18 protein-coding genes are annotated in these 16,410 nt (G+C 66.4%); 8 read left to right on the top strand and 10 right to left on the bottom strand.

The window, feature by feature from the left end; translation table 11 throughout:
* The first annotated feature begins 14 nt into the window (after positions 1-14).
* Together C493_RS06730 and C493_RS06725 are read left to right on the top strand one after the other, a co-directional pair.
* Positions 15-506, top strand: coding sequence for a universal stress protein (locus tag C493_RS06730; protein ID WP_007258670.1), 492 nt, complete (start codon positions 15-17; stop codon positions 504-506).
* A 156-nt stretch (positions 507-662) separates the two neighbouring features.
* A complete protein-coding gene (locus tag C493_RS06725) occupies positions 663-1,541 on the top strand; it encodes a universal stress protein (RefSeq protein ID WP_007258669.1) in 879 nt (292 codons plus the stop codon).
* A 12-nt stretch (positions 1,542-1,553) separates the two neighbouring features.
* Here the strand turns inward: C493_RS06725 and C493_RS06720 are convergent, their stop codons facing one another.
* The 6 genes from C493_RS06720 to C493_RS06695 form a co-directional block, all read right to left on the bottom strand.
* Positions 1,554-2,030, bottom strand: coding sequence for a pyridoxamine 5'-phosphate oxidase family protein (locus C493_RS06720; protein WP_007258668.1), 477 nt, complete (start codon positions 2,028-2,030; stop codon positions 1,554-1,556).
* Between the two features lie 99 nt (positions 2,031-2,129).
* Complete coding sequence (locus C493_RS06715; protein ID WP_007258667.1) at positions 2,130-3,521, bottom strand: nicotinate phosphoribosyltransferase; 1,392 nt, start codon at positions 3,519-3,521, stop codon at positions 2,130-2,132.
* Positions 3,522-3,579: 58 nt separating this feature from the next.
* Positions 3,580-3,912, bottom strand: a complete 333-nt coding sequence (locus tag C493_RS06710; protein WP_007258666.1) for a DUF7344 domain-containing protein — start codon at positions 3,910-3,912, stop codon at positions 3,580-3,582.
* 161 nt (positions 3,913-4,073) lie between these two features.
* Entirely contained in the window at positions 4,074-4,490 is a 417-nt protein-coding gene (locus tag C493_RS06705) for a universal stress protein (RefSeq protein WP_007258665.1), read from the bottom strand.
* Positions 4,491-4,623: 133 nt separating this feature from the next.
* Positions 4,624-5,841, bottom strand: coding sequence for a CBS domain-containing protein (locus C493_RS06700; RefSeq protein WP_007258664.1), 1,218 nt, complete (start codon positions 5,839-5,841; stop codon positions 4,624-4,626).
* A 269-nt stretch (positions 5,842-6,110) separates the two neighbouring features.
* The gene (locus C493_RS06695) at positions 6,111-6,761 is read right to left on the bottom strand and encodes a phosphoribosyltransferase (protein WP_007258663.1); all 651 of its coding nucleotides are present in this window, start codon (positions 6,759-6,761) and stop codon (positions 6,111-6,113) included.
* Between the two features lie 105 nt (positions 6,762-6,866).
* Between C493_RS06695 and C493_RS06690 the strand changes: the two genes are divergently transcribed.
* The 6 genes from C493_RS06690 to C493_RS06665 all read left to right on the top strand — a co-directional run bounded on the left by C493_RS06690 (position 6,867) and on the right by C493_RS06665 (position 11,807).
* On the top strand, positions 6,867-7,514 hold the full coding sequence (locus C493_RS06690) for a dienelactone hydrolase family protein (RefSeq protein ID WP_007258662.1): 648 nt from the start codon (positions 6,867-6,869) through the stop codon (positions 7,512-7,514).
* Positions 7,515-7,603: 89 nt separating this feature from the next.
* Positions 7,604-8,113, top strand: coding sequence for a DUF2267 domain-containing protein (locus C493_RS06685; RefSeq protein WP_049889190.1), 510 nt, complete (start codon positions 7,604-7,606; stop codon positions 8,111-8,113).
* 96 nt (positions 8,114-8,209) lie between these two features.
* Positions 8,210-9,028 (top strand): universal stress protein, encoded by an 819-nt coding sequence (locus C493_RS06680; RefSeq protein WP_007258660.1) that lies wholly within the window; start codon positions 8,210-8,212, stop codon positions 9,026-9,028.
* Between the two features lie 109 nt (positions 9,029-9,137).
* Positions 9,138-10,487, top strand: a complete 1,350-nt coding sequence (locus C493_RS06675) for a sulfatase family protein (protein WP_007258659.1) — start codon at positions 9,138-9,140, stop codon at positions 10,485-10,487.
* A gap of 127 nt (positions 10,488-10,614) precedes the next feature.
* Positions 10,615-11,010 (top strand): DUF2267 domain-containing protein, encoded by a 396-nt coding sequence (locus tag C493_RS06670; protein ID WP_007258658.1) that lies wholly within the window; start codon positions 10,615-10,617, stop codon positions 11,008-11,010.
* An 11-nt stretch (positions 11,011-11,021) separates the two neighbouring features.
* Complete coding sequence (locus tag C493_RS06665) at positions 11,022-11,807, top strand: class I SAM-dependent methyltransferase (RefSeq protein ID WP_083912379.1); 786 nt, start codon at positions 11,022-11,024, stop codon at positions 11,805-11,807.
* On the opposite strand, the gene C493_RS06660 is transcribed toward C493_RS06665, so the two are convergent.
* The 4 genes from C493_RS06660 to C493_RS06645 form a co-directional block, all read right to left on the bottom strand.
* On the bottom strand, positions 11,773-12,657 hold the full coding sequence (locus tag C493_RS06660; RefSeq protein ID WP_049889188.1) for a universal stress protein: 885 nt from the start codon (positions 12,655-12,657) through the stop codon (positions 11,773-11,775). The two genes, C493_RS06665 and C493_RS06660, sit on opposite strands and share 35 nt — an antisense overlap.
* A 545-nt stretch (positions 12,658-13,202) precedes the next feature.
* Positions 13,203-13,814 carry a rod-determining factor RdfA gene (gene rdfA, locus C493_RS06655; protein ID WP_049889180.1) on the bottom strand — a complete coding sequence of 204 codons (612 nt, stop codon included), beginning with the start codon at positions 13,812-13,814 and terminating at the stop codon, positions 13,203-13,205.
* Between the two features lie 179 nt (positions 13,815-13,993).
* The gene (locus C493_RS06650; RefSeq protein ID WP_007258654.1) at positions 13,994-14,758 is read right to left on the bottom strand and encodes an IclR family transcriptional regulator; all 765 of its coding nucleotides are present in this window, start codon (positions 14,756-14,758) and stop codon (positions 13,994-13,996) included.
* A gap of 259 nt (positions 14,759-15,017) precedes the next feature.
* The gene (locus C493_RS06645; RefSeq protein ID WP_007258653.1) at positions 15,018-16,181 is read right to left on the bottom strand and encodes an acyl-CoA dehydrogenase family protein; all 1,164 of its coding nucleotides are present in this window, start codon (positions 16,179-16,181) and stop codon (positions 15,018-15,020) included.
* Between the last annotated feature and the right edge of the window lie 229 nt (positions 16,182-16,410).

Here is a 16,410-nt window from a genome sequence, read left to right as displayed (position 1 = left end):
GTAGAACGGCTGGTATGACGTTCGTCGTGCCGTTCGATGGATCGAGACTCGCCGAGGCGGCCCTCGTGAGGGCCGTCGAGTACAGCGCCGCCCTCGAGGAATCCGTCGTGGCCGTCTCCGTGATTCCGGAACGGAACGGCTACGCTCGGCGGAAGGGATGGATCGACGAGGGCGAGCCGTACGACGTAGACGCCGTCGTCGAGACGCTCCGCGAGCGAGTCCGGGAACTCGCGCCGGAGGCGGCCTACGAATGTGAGCGCATCCGCGAGTTCCCACCGGAGGCGCGACTCGCGAACCGAATCGAGCAGTTGGTTCTCGAGCAGGAGCCGAGCGTCGTCTTCCTCGGCAGCGACAACGTCGGCCGCGTCGTGACGCCGCTGACCAGCGTCGGCGTCCACCTCGCCGACGAGGAAGAGTACGACGTGTTCGTCGTCCGCCAGCCGTCGCCTCCCCGCGTCGCCGCGCTCGATCCGCACGACACCTTCTACACGGACGACCCGGCGTAGCCGGCGGACCGGGTGAACGGGCGGCGCCGTTCGACGGGCCGCCCGCCGCGTTCCGGACGGAAACTGGCTCGAGTCACCCGGAACGAGCATCGGCCGGGCGAGTAGGAGACAGAAGACAGGGGGAGGCTTGATACGGATCCGCGTCGAAGGGCCGGTATGCTCGAGACGATACTCGTCCCCACGGACGGTAGTCCCGGCGCCGAAGCGACGATCGATCACGCGATCGAACTGGCGACGACCTACGGCGCGGCGGTCCACGCGCTCTCGGTCGTCGACGCGCCGAACGGTTCGGCGGCCCTGTCTGCCGACGACCGGGACGAACTCGCCGACGCGTCTCGAGACCGCGGCCGCGAGATGACGATCCGAATCACGGATCGGGCCGAGGAACGCGGCCTCGATGCCGCTCGAGCGGTTCGCGAGGGAACGCCCCACGAGGAGATCCTCGCGTACACCGACGAACACGACGTGGACCTGATCGCGATGGGAACTCGCGGCCGGACCGGCGCCGATCTCGCCCGACTCGGGAGCACAACCGAACGGGTGCTGACGCTCGCCGACGTCCCGGTGCTGTCGATTGGCCTCGCGGACGACGGGACGACCGCGGATCCGGGCGAAGACGGATACGATCGGATCGTCATCCCGACCGACGGTAGCGACGCCGCCGAACGCGCCGCCGAGCGCGCCATAGACCTCGCTACGCGGTACGATGCCGACGTCCACGTCGTCTACATCGTCGACACGACGACGTACACGCTCGAGGACGCGCCGCGCAGCATCGTCGGACTGCTCACCGAGGGCGGGAAGAACGCGACGGACGAACTAGCGTCGATGGCCCGCGACCGCGGACTCTCGGCGACGACGGCCGTCCAACGGGGCGATCCGACCGACGAACTGCTCGCGTACGCCGACGGCGCCGACGCCGACCTGCTCGCGATGGGAACGCGCGGACGAACCATCGGAACGGGTCGACTGCTCGGCAGCACCACCGCTCGCGTCGTTCGCCGGTCGCCGGTCCCGGTGTTGACGGTCGGATAGCAACGCCGCGCGTTACTCCGACGACGGCTCGAGGGCCGGCGGAAGTCCCTGGTGTTTGAGCCCCGTCCAGTCGTCGACCCGGAACTCGAAGACGCTGACTTCACCCGAGAGGGTCGCGTCCTCCAGGAGCGCGGGGCGCCAGACGTCCGCCAGGTGGTCGTCGATCTCGTCCCACGACGATTCGGGAACGCGATTCAGCGATCCCGATAGCAGGGCGCTCTCCCAGTTGTATAGCGTATCGACCGCGTAGCACAGGAAACTCGCGGCGTCCGCCCGTTCGCTCAGCGTCGTCTTTCGACTCCCCGCACCTTCGAGATACGTAAAGTAGAGTCGACGATCGCCGTCGTAGCCGTACGATATCGGAAGGAGGTACGGAGCAGCGTCGTCGGGGAGACCGAGGACGCCGGTCGTCTGTACGGACAGGAAGGCCTCGATCTCGTCGTCGCTCATCTCGCGTACGCCGTAGGCTTGCAGTTCGTCAGTCGCCATACCGGCGTCGACGACGGACGCGGAGAAAAAAGCTCACACCGTCCGAATCCGACGACAGTCTCGCGCTCGAGCGTCTCCCCGACACGCGACTGCCGCTCGTCACGCGCCGTCGCCGCTGGAGTCAGCGGCGACCCGCGACTCGAGCGTCTCTCGCAGATCTTCCGTCGACCGCTGGAGGCCGTCGCTGATACGAACCTCGTAGGGGTCGGGATCGTCGATCCGTCGGTGGCGCTCGGGAAGTTTCCGTCGCCGCTCGCGTGCGCGCTCTCGGATCGTCTCGAGGGCCGGAAGATCGACGACGCGCTCGCCGTCCTCGAGGACGGTCACCAATAGTTCGGTGCCCGGACAGTCCTCCTCGCACAGGCCCAGCACGTCGCCGGCGTACCGTCCGTCCGACTCGGTCCGGCGGACGCTCTTCGCGCCGGGATAGGTGACCTTTCCCGCCGAGAGCTTCATCGTCGGTCGCATCTCGCCGTCGCGCTCGACGGCCACGAGTTTGTAGACGCCCTCGACCGCCGGCGCGTCCGTACTCGTTACCAGCGCGGTCCCCGGGCCGAACCCGTCAGCGACGCCGTCTCGCTCGAAGAAGTCGGCGATCGCGTACTCGTCGATTCCCGAGGAGATGGACTTGTCGACGTCCGGGATGATCTCGTCGACGTCCCTCGAGAGCGCGGCCAGATCACCCGAATCGAGGCGGACGCCGGCCAGATCGACGCCCGACGCCGCGGCGACGTCGCGGGCGATTTCGGCGCCCCGAACGGTGTCGTAGGTGTCGATCAGCAACACGCTCTCGTCGCCGTACTCGTCGACGAACGTCTCGAAGGACTCGCGCTCGCGCTCGAAGCTCTGGACCCACGAGTGAGCCATCGTTCCCGAAACGGGAACGCCGAAGGCCTCGCCGGCCGCGACGTTCGACGTCGCGTCGAACCCGCCAACGTAGGCGGCTCGCGCGGCCTTGATCCCCGCGTCGGTGCCGTGGGCGCGCCGCGAGCCGAAGTCGACGAGCCGCTGGTCGTCACCCCTCCGGTCGATCACGTCGCGCATTCGACTCGCCTTCGTCGCGATCAGCGACTGGTAGCCGACCTGGTTGATCAGCGCCGTCTCGAGCAACTGCGCTTCCAGCAGCGGCGCCGTGACCTCGAGCAGCGGCTCGTTCGCGAACACCGGCGTTCCCTCCGGCAGCGCACGTATCTCGCCGGAGAACTCGAAGTCGGCCAGGTGCTCGAGGAAGCCCTCGTCGAACCCCTGCTCAGTCAGGAACGCGAGGGCGCGCTCGCCGAACTCGAGCGTTTCGACGTACTGGATCGCCTGCTCGAGGCCTGCGGCGACCGCGTAGCCACGGTTTTTCGGAAGGTCGCGGACGAAGAGGCTAAACGTCGCGTTCGGATTGTGCCCCTGGTTGAACGCCGCCTGCATCATCCGCAACTCGTAGAGGTCGGTAAACAGCGCGAGTGTCTCCTCGGTCAGGTGGCCGAACGTGGTGTCGGTCATCGTCGGTGGAGGCCGTTCGACGCGAACGGTGATAATACGCTGGCACCGATCGAGCCGGTCACTCGGCCAGCTCGAGGAGGCGCGAAACCAACTCGCAGTTAGCGTAGTGGACCGTTCCACGGCGGTCGTCGTAGTCGGCGACCCCCGCGTCGACGAGCATCGGGACGATGACGTGGTGAAGGTCGAGTCGGTAGTCGGCCGCGTCGTCGGTTTCGCCGTCTTCAGCGAGCCGCCGGTGGAGGGTCTCGATATCGATCCGGTCGGTTTCGGCTCGCTGGAGCGCGGCAACGACGCGGCGACGGCGCGCGTCTGCGAGGAGCCGGAAGAGCTCGTCGACCTCGCACGAACAGCGGACGGCTTCCGCACCGTCGACGATCTGGCACTTGGTCATTGTCGTTGGTTCGATGGTCGACGGAGGAACTGATATACTTCTATCGTCTTCCCACGCGGTGAAAGTTCGTCCGGGATTGATCCGCGCCTCCGCGCAATCGCTCTGGACCCGATCACCGGAATCAACCGCTCGAAGCCGCCGTCTGCGGCCAGTTTCGTCGACTACCGGAGTATCGTCACCGGGACCGGCGCCCGTCGAACGACGCTCTCGGCGACGCTCCCCAGCAACACCCGGGATACGCCCGAGCGACCGTGGCTCCCGAGGACGATCTGGTCGACGTCGTTCTCCGACGCGAAGGACACGATCGCACGGGCGGGCGAGCCGACCAGCAACTCGGTCGTCACCGACGCATCGTGCTCGTCGGCCAGTTGCTCTGCGGACTCGAGTAGCTCCTCGGCGGCCGACTCCTCGAGATCGATAAGTCGATCGACGCTGGACTGACTGCTGGCGCCGTAGAGCGCCGTCGGCGGGTTGAGGACGTGGAGGGCGGTAATCTCGGCGTCCGGATAGGTCTCGATGGCGTGTTCGAGTGCGTCTCGTGCGGGATCCGAGTCGTCGAGTGGAACCAGAACGTGCATACGGACGCGTTAGCCGGAGAGTCATAAATACTGTCGGGTGCGTTCCCGGCTCGTGGGGGTGGCGGACGTCGCACCCGTCCAGGCGCAGAACGCGAGACCGAAACGGGGTTCGTGGTGCGCTCCGGGAATCGGCTTACGCCTCGAGCAGCCAGCCGAACCGCTTCTCCCAGAACTCCTCGCTCGGCGGCTTCTTCGTCCGTCCGTAGGTCTTCCGGTCGCGGATCTGTCGCTCGAGGATGTCTCTGGCCTCGTTGAGCGCCTGGCTCGCGCCGAACCCCTCGCCGGAGGCGACGTACAGGCCGCGGTCGGTGTGCAACCGGATGCGCGCGAGCAGCAAGGGCGTCCCGCGTCGCTTCTCGTCGTGTTCGTGAAGGTGGATCTTCGCGTCTAATACGGACATGCCGTGGTCCTTGTCGTCGAAGCCGTCGACCATCGCCACGATTTCGTCGTACGTCGCGTCGTCGATCAGGTTCGCGCCGTAGAGCTGGACGCCGCGGTTGCCGCCAGCTTCCCACGTGAGCGACTCGAGAGCGTCCGTCTTGGTGACGATGCCGTGTGGAGAGCCGTTCTCGGTGACGACCAGCGCCGAGCCGTCGATCTCGAACATCTCCTCGACGGCGGTCTCGAGCGTTTCGGACGGCTGGATCGTCCGGACCGGCGACGACATCACGTCGCGGATCGGCAGGTCGAGCATCCGCGCGGACTCCCCCTCGCGGGCGCCGAACCCGCCGCGGCGCGCGCGAGCGGTGCTGGACGAAATTTCGCCGCCGAACGGATCGACGCCGGCGGCGTCGCCACCCTGGCTCTGGACTTCCGCGCGAACCGTCAGGCCGGTCACGTCGTACAGGCTGAGGATGCCGACGGCCGCGTCGTCCTCGACGACCGGCAGGTGGGTAATTCGATTGTTACGGAACTGGTTGAGCGCCGTTCCCAGGGTCGAATCCGGGTCGAGCGAGACGAGTTCTCGAGTGGCCGCTTCGGCGACCGTCGCGGCCTCGAGGTACGGCGCCACGGCCTCGAGGATGCCATCGGCGGTGACGACGCCGACTAGCTCGCGGTCCTCGAAGACGGGCAGCAGTCGCGAGTCGCTGTCGAGCATCAGCTGCGCGACCGTCCGGACGTCCTCGTCCGGCGCCAGCCGCGGCACGTGCCAGACCAGCGAGCCGAGCTTTTCGTCGGGCTGGCGGTGAGACGAGGCGAGCTGTCGTCGCGTCACGACGCCCTCGAACTCGTCGCCGCGGACGACGACGCCCTCGACGTCCGAATCGGCGAACGTTCCGACGAGCTTCGAGACGGTGGTATCCGGTGTGAATTCGACGTATTCCTGGGAAACGATGGCTTCGATATTCATGGATCTGAGTTGTACGGTCGGTCGATACCCTGTGCGTCGACGCCGCGTGTTCTCCACGTCCTCCTTCGTCGGTCTCGATAAAATACCCGCGGGTCGTTCCCACTGTGTTCGAATGCGAACGTTCGTTTTACCTGAACAGAGTTGACACTGAGCGCCGCGTCGTCGGCAAAACGGGCGTACAGCGACGTTCATACGGCTTACTGTACTCGATTACCGCTGACCGCCAGAACGGGGTCGGCGATCGCCGATACATAATGATAGCAATCCCTCTAGTCGCGATCACCGTCGTCGAGGTAGGCCATCGCCTCCTCGTCGGAGACTTGCCCGAAGTTCGCGTAAAACTGCCCGACACCCATGAAATTCGCCGGCGTCTCGAGGCAGACTACGTCGTCGACCTGCCCTTCGAGGTCCGCGATCGTGTCGGGCGGGCCGACCGGCACCGCGAGGACGACCCGGTCGGCGTCGGAATTCTCGAGTTGCGCGAGGCAGGCTCTGACGGTCGATCCCGTCGCGACGCCGTCGTCGACCACGACGACCGTCTTTCCGCCGAGGTCGGGCGCCGGCCGGCCGCCGCGATAGCGATCCGCTTTCCGACGGGCACGCTCCGCTTCGGCCTCCCGGCGCTCCTCGACGTACGCTTCGTCGGTTCGCGTGCCGTCGATCGCCACCTCGTTTCGCCAGACGCTCCCGTCGCTCGCGACGGCGCCGACGGCGTACTCCGGATTGCCCGGCGCGCCGATCTTCTTCGCGACGACGATATCGAGTGGCACCTCGAGCGCGTCGGCGACCGCGCGGCCGAGCGGCAATCCGCCCCGCGGGACGGCGAGTACGAGGTCCGCTTCGACGCCCCGCTCGCGGAGGGTCTCGGCGAGCCGTTTCCCCGCGTCGGTTCGGTTGTCGAATCGTCGAGCTCCGTCCATCGTTCCGGTTCACTCCACGCTGCGGGGAATCATATAACGGGAGGGGTGTGGCGTCCTCGAGGCGACCACCCCAGCGCTCAAGGCGACTCGAGATGTGGAGAACCTATGACACGGGAGACCAGTAGTCACGTCACGATTCCGGTCGACGACGCGACCGTCCCCCTCGAGGGTGCACTCGAGGTTCCGCCGGACGCCCCGGGCGTCGTCGTTTTCGCACACGGCAGCGGCTCCAGTCGGAAGAGCCCGCGCAACAACTACGTCGCGGAGGTGATCCGCGACCGCGGGCTCGGGACCCTGCTGTTCGACCTGCTCACCGAACCGGAGGACCGCCACCGCGAGAACCGGTTCGACATCCCGTTACTGACCGACCGGCTCGTCGCGGCTACCGAATGGCTGCGAGCGCGAGACGGAACGAAGGACGCGAGCCTGGGTTACTTCGGTTCGAGCACGGGCGCCGCGGCCGCGCTCCGAGCGGCGGCGCGCCGCCGAGACGACACCGACGTCGTGGTCTCACGCGGCGGGCGCGTCGATATGGCGTCCGACGTGCTGGCGGACGTCCGCGCACCGACGCTGTTCATCGTGGGCGGCGCGGACACGCAGGTGCTCGAGTACAACCGCGAGGCTCGCACGCGACTGCCCTGCGAAAGCGAGTTGCACGTCGTCGACGGCGCGGGACACCTCTTCGAGGCCGAGGGCGAACTCGAGGAGGTCGCTGCGACTGCGGCCGACTGGTTCGCCGACGCGATGGCGTGAGGACGGTCGAACTGAACGGGAGCCGCGACACTCTCGATTGCCGACCGGTACCACACACGTTGACGTACTCGCTCGGCGAAGCGGGAGCCATGAACTTCGACGAGTTCACCGGCGAAGTACAGCACCGACTCGAGTTTCCCGACACCGGTCGAACGGTTCGCGCGATCCGGGCGACGCTGATGACGCTCGGCGAACGGATCCCGGAGGGCGCGGCCGAGGACCTCGCCGCGTCGCTTCCCTTAGAGATCAAGTGGTACATGACCGGCGCCGTCCACGAACACGGACAGCGCTTCGACTGGCAGGAGTTCAACGCCCGCGTCAGCGAACGGGAGGGCGAGCGGACCGACCTGTCCGAGGCGGCCTATCACTCGCGGATCGTCGTCGACTTCGTCGCGTCGCAGGTCCCCCCGTCGGACTTCCAGCAACTGCGCGATCAGTTACCGGAGGACCGGGCCGACGAGAACTGGGGGAAACTGTTCGAGGTCGTCGACGCCGGCGGCTGGGGCGACGCCCAGGAAGCACAGACCGGCGGCGGCCCGCAGCCCGAAGCCACGCCGGAAGGCGGATCGGGAACTGCAGGCGACGAACCGGAGGACTGACGCGCTCGAGTGACGTCCGCGTCGTCTCCGGGGCCGTCTTCCCGCTCGCGGATAGTTGCCGATAGAACGAAGAGCGTGCCCGGTAGACGTAGACGTATGTACGACGACGTGCTCATCGCGACCGACGGCAGCGACGTCGCAACGAACGCGGCGACGGCGGGGATCACGATGGCTCGAGCGCTCGAGTCGACGGTACACGTTATCTCGGTCGTCGAGAGCCGACGGGGCGACAAAGCGAAGCGACGCGAACGGCGCGGCGCGGAGGCGGAATCGGTCGCCGATCGGGCCCGCGACGCCGGCTGCGAGGCCGATTCGACCGTCCGGGTCGGGCGTCCGGCGAGCGAGATTCTGGCCTACGCCGACGACGCGGACGTCGACGCGGTCGTCGTCGGCACGCACGGCAGAACCGGACTCCGTCAGGCGCTGCTCGGCAGCGTCGCCCTCGAGGTGATTCGGGACGCCCGTCGGCCCGTACTGACGGTCGGCGCCGACGCGTCGTGGGACGGCGAGCACATCGACGACATCTGCCTCTCGACGGACGGCACGAGCGGATCGGCGGCGGCGACCGATCAGGCGCTCGGACTCGCCGAGGCCTGTGACGCGCGACTCCACTCGCTGTATGCGGTCGACGCGACGGACGACGACCTCCGCGAGGCCTTCGAACGCCACGGCGAGGGGACGACGAACGGAGTCGCCCAGCGGGCCGCCGACCGCGGACTCGAGACGACGGGAACGGTCGAACGCGGCGAACCGACCGACGTCGTGCTCGAGTACGTCGACGACGCCGACGTCGATCTGCTGGTGATGGGGACGGAGAGCAAATCGAACCTCGAGCGACTCGTCGTCGGGAGCGTCTCCCAGCGGGTGGTGCCGAACGCGTCCGTGCCGGTGGTGACGGCCCGCACGCTCGAGTGAGCGGGCGCCGGTCGACCAGCGCTCGAACGCACCGTCGTGTCGCCGTCCGAACTGGTCGGTATCCGCGAGTACCAAACCGTTATCAGCGCGGTCGTGGTCGGTACCCTCGATGGACGTCTCACGCCCGAATATTGTCCTGATTACGTGTCACGATCTCGGCCGCTACCTCGGCTGTTACGGCGTCGACATCGAGACGCCGCGACTCGAGGAGTTCGCGGCTGACGGCGCACTGTTCGAGAACCACTTCGTGACGGCGCCGCAGTGTTCGCCCAGTCGCGGGAGCCTGCTGACCGGTCGATACCCCCACGTCAACGGCTTGATGGGGCTCGCACACGGGGACTGGGAACTCGACGAGGGCGAGCGAATCCTGCCCCAGTACCTGAGCGACGCCGGCTACGAGACCCACCTCTTCGGCCTCCAGCACATCTCGCAGGACACCGACCGGCTCGGCTACGACTACGTCCACTCCGAGGGCAACCTCTACCCCGGCGTCTCGCCGACGGTCCACCAGGCCAACCGGGCGCGGAACGTGGCGTCGGTCGTCTCGGGCTTTCTCGAACGCGGCTCGTACGAGTCGCCGTTTTTCGCGTCGATCGGACTGTTCGAACTCCACCGCGTAGAAGAGGAAAACGGCCGGTTCGGCTTCGACAGCGACCACTACGAGACCGACGATCCGGACGACGTTCGGCCGCTGCCGTACCTGCCCGACCGACGGGGGATCAGACACGATCTGGCAGAGATGCGCGGCATGGTCTACGACGTCGACGACGCGGTCGGCACGTTGCTGGACGCACTCGAGGAAAACGACCTCGCGGAGGAGACGCTCGTCATCTTCACGACCGAACACGGGATCGCCTTTCCCCGCGCCAAGGGAAGCTGTTACGACCCGGGGATCGAAGCCGCGTTGCTCGTGCGCGGGCCGGGGATCGACGCCGGCGTCAGGTACGACGAACTGCTGAGCAACGTCGACGTGTTGCCGACGCTGCTCGAGTACGTCGACGTCGACGTTCCGGACGACCTCGACGGCCGCAGCTTTCGGCCGCTGCTCTCGGACGGGGCGGAGTACCGCGAACGCGAGCGACTCTTCGCGGAGATGACCTGGCACGACATGTACAACCCCGTTCGCGCGATCCGGACGGAGCGGTACAAGTACGTCCGGAACTTCTGGCACCTGCCCGCGGTGTACCTCACGAAGGACATTTTCGCCAGCGAAGCGGGACGGATGGTTCGCGAGACGGACGGCGTGCCGCCCCGACCGTACGAGGAGCTGTACGACCTCCACGAGAGCCCGCAGGAAGACGACAACGTCGTCTTCGAGCCGACCTACCAGAACGTGCGCCGCGACCTCTCCCGGGAGCTTCACGAGTGGATGGTCGACACCGACGATCCGCTCCTCGACGGCCCGGTCGTTCCCGGCGACTACGACGAGATCACCACGTGGGCCCACGAGCGCGAGTAACCGCGGTCGAGCGGGAACTGCCACACAGAATTATCTGGGTCGACGACGTACCGTCGATCGGTCGACGGTTCGGCGCGTTCCGTCGAGCGCCCGCCGCGTCGGTCGACCGCGATCACACCTCGAAGCCATGAACTACAAAGAATTCGTCGGACAGGTCCAGCACAGACTCGAGTACGCGCAGTTCGGGCAGGCCGTCCGCTCGAGCCGAGCGGTGCTGACGACGCTCGGCGAGCGACTGCACGAGGGCGAAGCGACGGATCTCGCCAGCCCCTTGCCGATGGAGATCGACCGGTATCTGACGGAGGCCGACCACGGACAGCGATTCGACTACCACGAGTTTCTCGATCGAATTGCCGACCGCGAGGGTGTCGACCGCTCCGACGCCAACTACCACGCACAGCAACTGTTCGCCGTCGTCGCTGAGGTCGTCCCGCCGGGTAACGTCGAGAAGGTTCGCAACCAGCTTCCCGACGACTTCGATCCGCTGTTCGAACTGGTCGAGGCGGAGTCGTCGGCCGAGTGACCGGTGGCTCGATGATCGACGACGACGGCAACGGTGACGGTGACGACGACGCCGATACCGATCGTCCCACCGACCCTCGAGCCCGCGACGATCCACTGCAGCCGCCAGGGCCGATCGCCCGCGTTCGGAGACCGACCACGGCCGCGCGGGACTGGTACGACTTTCTCAGCGGCCGGTACGACGCGCTCGCCGATCCGTTCGAGGCCGAAGCGCGAGCGACGGGACTAGAAATCCTCGACGTGCAGCCTGGCGAGCGCGTCCTCGACATCGGCTGCGGGACCGGCCGGGCCCTCGTCGACCTCGCCGACGCCGTCGGACCGACGGGAACGGCCGTCGGCATCGACGTCGCAGACGGCATGTGTCGCGTCTCGAGTCGAGCGCTTTCCGAGGCCGGCCTCGAGTCGGGCGTCGTGGTCGCGGGCGACGCGGCGACGTTGCCGTTTCGCGACGACGCGTTCGACGCCCTCTTTTCGAGTTTCGTCCTCGAACTCTTCGATACGCCCGCTCTCGGTCCCGTCCTCGAGGAGTGGCGACGCGTGCTCGACCCCGACGGCCGGCTGTGCGTGGTTTCGCTCTCCCGACGCGGCGACGGCCCGATCGTCCGGTTGTACGAAACAGTCCGCAAACTGGCGCCGACGTACGCCGACTGCCGCCCGATCTACCTGCGCGAAACGCTTCTCGAGGGAGGGTTCCAGGTTCTCGAGGCGCGATCCGCCTCCGTCTGGCGGTTCCCGGTCGAAATCGTCTGCTGTCGTCCGGGCGCTACACCTCTGTCGGCGCCCCGCGGACCAGCGTGACCGTCCGCGGGGAGCGACGCGCGACCCGTTCGGCGACGCTCCCGGTAAACAGCCGCGCCGCGAGCGATCGACCGTGGCTCCCCATGATCACCTGATCGAAATCGTTCGCGTCGGCGTAGTCGACGACCGCGTTCGACGGCGACTCGTTGTCCGTCGCCGTCTCGAGCGCGACGCCGTACTCGTCGGCCAGCGCCCGCGCAGCGTCGAAAATCTCCTCGGCGCGGCGCTCCCGGTCGTCGAGGATCGCTTCGAGGTACGTCCCCTCCACCTCCTCTTGCGGCCGATCGAAGGGGAGTTCGAGGGCGTGAAACGCCGTGAACTCCGCCTCGGGAAACGTCTCGAGGGCGTACTCGAGGGCCGCGGTCGCCTGTTCGGAGCCGTCGAGCGGGACCAGCACCGTTCCGGGAAGCTCTCGCTCGCGGACCGCCGTCGCCGGCTCGTGGACGATCGTCGTCGTCACGGGCGCGCGCCGGACGACGGCCTCGCTGACGCGGCCCAGAAACGGCCGGACGAGGGGTGATTCGCCGTGGCTGCCGATGACGACGTGATCGACGTCCGTGTTGGCGACCGCGAGGAGTTCCGTGTGTGGCGTTCCGGTTCGAAGCACCGTCTCCACCTCGCGGTCGCGGCCGTCGGCGTACTCGACCGTTCGCTCGAGAACGCGTTCGCCGTGTGCCTCGGCCGCGTCCTCGGCCGACGTCGTCGATCCGACTGTCGCTTCGTGATCTGCCGCCGGATCGACGACGTAGGCCGTAGTGACAGTCGCGTCGGGAAACGAACGGAGGCAGTACTCCAGTCCGCCGAACGAGTGGGGCGATCCATCGACCGGAACGAGAACGTGTCGTGACATAGCGGTCTCCGGCGAGCGGCGCTCGCCGAAACGACGTTCGTCGGCCACGAAAATAAAGCCGGAGCCACCCGCCGACGTCACGAGAGTCGAGTCGGACGGGAAGACGCGTCGGTCGGCGGATATTCGGCGGCGACTTCGGCCCCGAACGAATGCCGACCGTCGCGATCGAGACCGTTTGACACACACGAATTATCGCGACCGGCACGTCGTTCGCAAGCACGAATTACCGCGGTCCGAACGTCCATTCGTTTCTCGTTCGAGCCACAGGCTGCGCCTCGCTCGAGGGAGGCCGCCGCTTCGGACTGTTCCCTTTGTAAGGGGATCGTACTGGTAGTAATAATCCGTTCTTCGGGTGGTAAGACGATGTTACGAGCTCGGGCCACCTCGAGGTGCGAACGGGGAGGCGAGAACCGACAGCGATCACGACGGGAGCACGCCGGACTCGCCGCCGTACGACGAACGACTATTCTCTAACAGCGGTACCGCTGTTAGAGGTTCGTCGGCGAAAACCGAGCGCGCATCGGAACGAGCGACCACGGCACCCGTCAGTCACAATCACACGCTCCGTTCTCGAGCAGTTTCGACACGTCGTACTGGGCGTGACACTCCTCGCAGACGACCTGGACGGTCGCGAGGACGCGGTGGGACCCGACCTCGAGTCGGTCGGCTTCGGACAGTCGGTCGAGTTTGCTCTCCGTGACGGCGACCGTCCGCTGGCGGAGTCGCTCGATCGCCCGTCGTTCGCGCCGGCGAGCATCCTCCGGCGTGGGTTCGGGAAGCGACGCGTCGCGGTACGCCGTCAGATACGTTCGAATCGCCCCGTAGGAGACGAACTCATCGGTGAGCGCCTCGACGTCGACGTCCGCTCGCTCGAGTCGACGCCTGGCCTGTAACTGTTCGCCTCGGCTGCCGGTTTCCTCGGTGAGCAACGCATAGAGGTGACCGACGTCCTCCGTGAGCAGTTCGACGTTCGCGCTCTCGAGCGCCGCTTCGAGAAGCCGTTCGTTGAAGCGATCCGCGAGCGTTCGGAGCCCAGTTCGTTCTTCGGGATCGGTCCAGCGCGCCTCGAGTTCGTCGCCCAGTCCGTCCAGTTCGTACTTCTCGAGCAGGCGCGGCACTTTCGGACGCGGACCGGGCCCTGTACTCCGCTCGGTCATCGACCGTGCGTATTCGGAAAGTCAACAAAGGTGTTTCGGCGGCCGCGTTCTCGTTTCACCATGCGGTCCCACCACAGCCGGTCGCGAAGCGTCACGTGGAGACGCTGTTTCGGGCTGACTGCGGTCGGTATCCGCTTCGTGGACGGTTGTGCACCGACGACGCGGGACAGCGACTCCTCTCAGCCGTAGGCGAGCGTGACTCTGATCTCACCGGCCTTGTCCCGCAGTCGGTCCGGAAGTTCGTCGTGAACGTACTCGCCCGTAAACCGACTCGCGGGTCCGAACACGGCGAGTGCGCCGAGCAACTCGTCGTCGGGCGTAAATACGGGCACGGCAACGCCTCCCATCCCCTCCATGAACTCTTCGTTGTTGGTCGCGTATCCGCGGTCACGGATCCGGTCGAGTTCCGCATAGAGGGAATCGCGATCCGTAATAGTGTGGTCCGTGTGCGCGTCGAGTCCCCGCGCGTCGATGAACGCGTCGACCTCGTCGTCGGTCCACTCGGCGAGAATCACTTTGCCGGATGCCATGCAGTGCAGCGGCCGCCGTTTGCCGATCATCGTGTTCGTGAGACTCCCGTGGCGATAGACGTAGACGGCGTCGTACGCCTCTTCGACGATGAACACCGCCCGTTCGTCGGTCTCCTGGCCGAGTTCGAACACTTTGCGCTTGGCGGCCGTGTATCCCGTCTTCCGGGTTCGAGCCTGCTCGCTGATCTCGACCAGCCGGAATCCGATGTAGTACTCGCCGTCGCGTTCGATCACGTACCCCATATCGGTCAACGTCGCGAGGTGCCGGTAGGCGGTACTCTTGCTCAGATCGGTCCGGCGCGTCAGTTCGGTGATCGTCACCCCCTCTTCCTCTTTGAGCGCCTCGAGGATCTCGAACGTCTTTCGCGTCGTCGAGACGCCCGCACCGGTTTCGGTGCCGTCGTTCGTGCCCATGAGATGGCTATGCAGTACCGGCCAATCAATGTTCCGGATGGTGAAACACAGTTCGTGCTATCCGGAACAAAACCCCGTCGTTCGCGAGCCGTTTCACCATCCGAAACGGTGGAACGGTTCTCGGCGTCGCCCGAAACCGGACACGATCGGTATCGTCGCCACTGTTCGTCGTTGCACGCTCGATCGCAGAACAGCAGGTCGATTGGCGTGTGATCGCTTCGAGTGGCGGCGAGAACGCCGCCGGAGCCGACCGGTTGCGTTATTCGTACGCCGGGATTCCCGTGAACTCCTCGCCGAGGACGAGGGTGTGGATGTCGTGGGTGCCCTCGTAGGTGTAGACCGTCTCGAGGTTGGCCATGTGACGCATCGGCGAGTAGTCCGTCGTGATGCCGTTCCCGCCGAGCATCTCGCGGGCGATGCGCGCCTGATCGCGGGCCATGCGGACGTTGTTTCGCTTGGCCATCGAGACGTGCTGGGGACGCATCTCGCCGCGCTCTTTCAGTTCGGCGAGGCGGTACGCGAGCAGTTGGGCGAGGGTGATCTGGGTGCCCATCTCCGCGAGTTTGCGCTGTTGAAGCTGGAACCGACCGATCGGACCGCCGAACTGGTCGCGATCTTTCGCGTACTGGCGGGCCTCCTCGAAGCAGTCGCGCGCGGCGCCGATCGCGCCCCAGGCGATGCCGTAGCGGGCCTGCGTGAGACAGGACAGCGGCCCCTTCATGCCGGAGACGCCCGGCAGGACGTTCTCCTCGGGGACGTAGACGTCGTTGAGGCCGATCTCGCCGGTGATCGAGGCGCGCAGCGAGAGCTTCTCGGTGATCTTGTTCGTCGAGACGCCGTCGCGGTCGGTCTCGACGAGGAAGCCCCGAACCGGCGCGTCGGGGTCGGTCTGGTCGCGCGCCCAGACGACGGCGACGTCCGAGATCGGCGAGTTCGTGATCCAGGTCTTCGAGCCGTTTATCACGTAGCCGTCGCCGTCTTCCTCCGCGCGGGTCTCCATCGCCGACGGATTCGAGCCGTGTTCGGGCTCCGTGAGACCGAAGCAGCCGACGGCCTCGCCCTGTCCGAGTTTGGGCAGCCACTCTTCTTTCTGTTCCTCGCTTCCGTAGGCGTGGATGGGGTACATCACGAGCGCGCCCTGAACCGACGCCATCGATCTGAGTCCCGAGTCACACGCCTCGAGTTCCTGCATCAACAGCCCGTAGGCCGTCTCGGAGACGTTCGGCGAGCCGTACCCCTCGAGGTTGGGGGCGTAGAAGCCGAGTTCGCCCATCTCGGGGATGAGCTCTTTCGGGAACGTGCCGTTCTCGTAGTGGTCGCCGATGTCCGGGCGCACGTGTTCGTCGACGAACTCTCGGGCCGTATCCCGGATCATGCGCTCTTCCTGGTCTAAGTCCTCCTCGAGGCTAACGAAGTCGAGCATACTCTCTATGTGCATAATGGGCACAATAGGTATTATGGTATCGGTGCTGGCATCCGTACCGGCTGGAACGCTGACCCGTGCTCGCGAGACCGGGCGTCGATCTCAGTTTCCGGCGTGCTGTCTCCGCAGCGGCATATTGATCAGTGTTAACTCTTAACTCGATTTATCTTACGAGTGGTGAGTTATATGAAGAATATAAATACTATTATAACGCATTAGGTTAGATCCT

Source organism: Natronolimnohabitans innermongolicus JCM 12255, assembly GCF_000337215.1.
Taxonomy (GTDB): domain Archaea; phylum Halobacteriota; class Halobacteria; order Halobacteriales; family Natrialbaceae; genus Natronolimnohabitans; species Natronolimnohabitans innermongolicus.
The sequence above is the reverse complement of the archived record's forward strand: the minus strand, read 5'-3'. Positions and strand labels throughout refer to the sequence as shown.

What these genes read in the sequence shown, in the direction of transcription:
- C493_RS06680 (WP_007258660.1), top strand. Translation starts at nt 8,210, where the DNA reads ATGTACGACGACGTGCTCATCGCGACCGACGGCAGCGACGTCGCAACG.
- C493_RS06685 (WP_049889190.1), top strand. Translation starts at nt 7,604, where the DNA reads ATGAACTTCGACGAGTTCACCGGCGAAGTACAGCACCGACTCGAGTTT.
- C493_RS06670 (WP_007258658.1), top strand. Translation starts at nt 10,615, where the DNA reads ATGAACTACAAAGAATTCGTCGGACAGGTCCAGCACAGACTCGAGTAC.
- C493_RS06660 (WP_049889188.1), bottom strand. Translation starts at nt 12,657, where the DNA reads ATGTCACGACACGTTCTCGTTCCGGTCGATGGATCGCCCCACTCGTTC.
- rdfA (WP_049889180.1), bottom strand. Translation starts at nt 13,814, where the DNA reads ATGACCGAGCGGAGTACAGGGCCCGGTCCGCGTCCGAAAGTGCCGCGC.
- C493_RS06690 (WP_007258662.1), top strand. Translation starts at nt 6,867, where the DNA reads ATGACACGGGAGACCAGTAGTCACGTCACGATTCCGGTCGACGACGCG.
- C493_RS06730 (WP_007258670.1), top strand. Translation starts at nt 15, where the DNA reads ATGACGTTCGTCGTGCCGTTCGATGGATCGAGACTCGCCGAGGCGGCC.
- C493_RS06725 (WP_007258669.1), top strand. Translation starts at nt 663, where the DNA reads ATGCTCGAGACGATACTCGTCCCCACGGACGGTAGTCCCGGCGCCGAA.
- C493_RS06705 (WP_007258665.1), bottom strand. Translation starts at nt 4,490, where the DNA reads ATGCACGTTCTGGTTCCACTCGACGACTCGGATCCCGCACGAGACGCA.
- C493_RS06695 (WP_007258663.1), bottom strand. Translation starts at nt 6,761, where the DNA reads ATGGACGGAGCTCGACGATTCGACAACCGAACCGACGCGGGGAAACGG.
- C493_RS06650 (WP_007258654.1), bottom strand. Translation starts at nt 14,758, where the DNA reads ATGGGCACGAACGACGGCACCGAAACCGGTGCGGGCGTCTCGACGACG.
- C493_RS06645 (WP_007258653.1), bottom strand. Translation starts at nt 16,181, where the DNA reads ATGCTCGACTTCGTTAGCCTCGAGGAGGACTTAGACCAGGAAGAGCGC.
- C493_RS06710 (WP_007258666.1), bottom strand. Translation starts at nt 3,912, where the DNA reads ATGACCAAGTGCCAGATCGTCGACGGTGCGGAAGCCGTCCGCTGTTCG.
- C493_RS06715 (WP_007258667.1), bottom strand. Translation starts at nt 3,521, where the DNA reads ATGACCGACACCACGTTCGGCCACCTGACCGAGGAGACACTCGCGCTG.
- C493_RS06675 (WP_007258659.1), top strand. Translation starts at nt 9,138, where the DNA reads ATGGACGTCTCACGCCCGAATATTGTCCTGATTACGTGTCACGATCTC.
- C493_RS06700 (WP_007258664.1), bottom strand. Translation starts at nt 5,841, where the DNA reads ATGAATATCGAAGCCATCGTTTCCCAGGAATACGTCGAATTCACACCG.
- C493_RS06720 (WP_007258668.1), bottom strand. Translation starts at nt 2,030, where the DNA reads ATGGCGACTGACGAACTGCAAGCCTACGGCGTACGCGAGATGAGCGAC.
- C493_RS06665 (WP_083912379.1), top strand. Translation starts at nt 11,022, where the DNA reads ATGATCGACGACGACGGCAACGGTGACGGTGACGACGACGCCGATACC.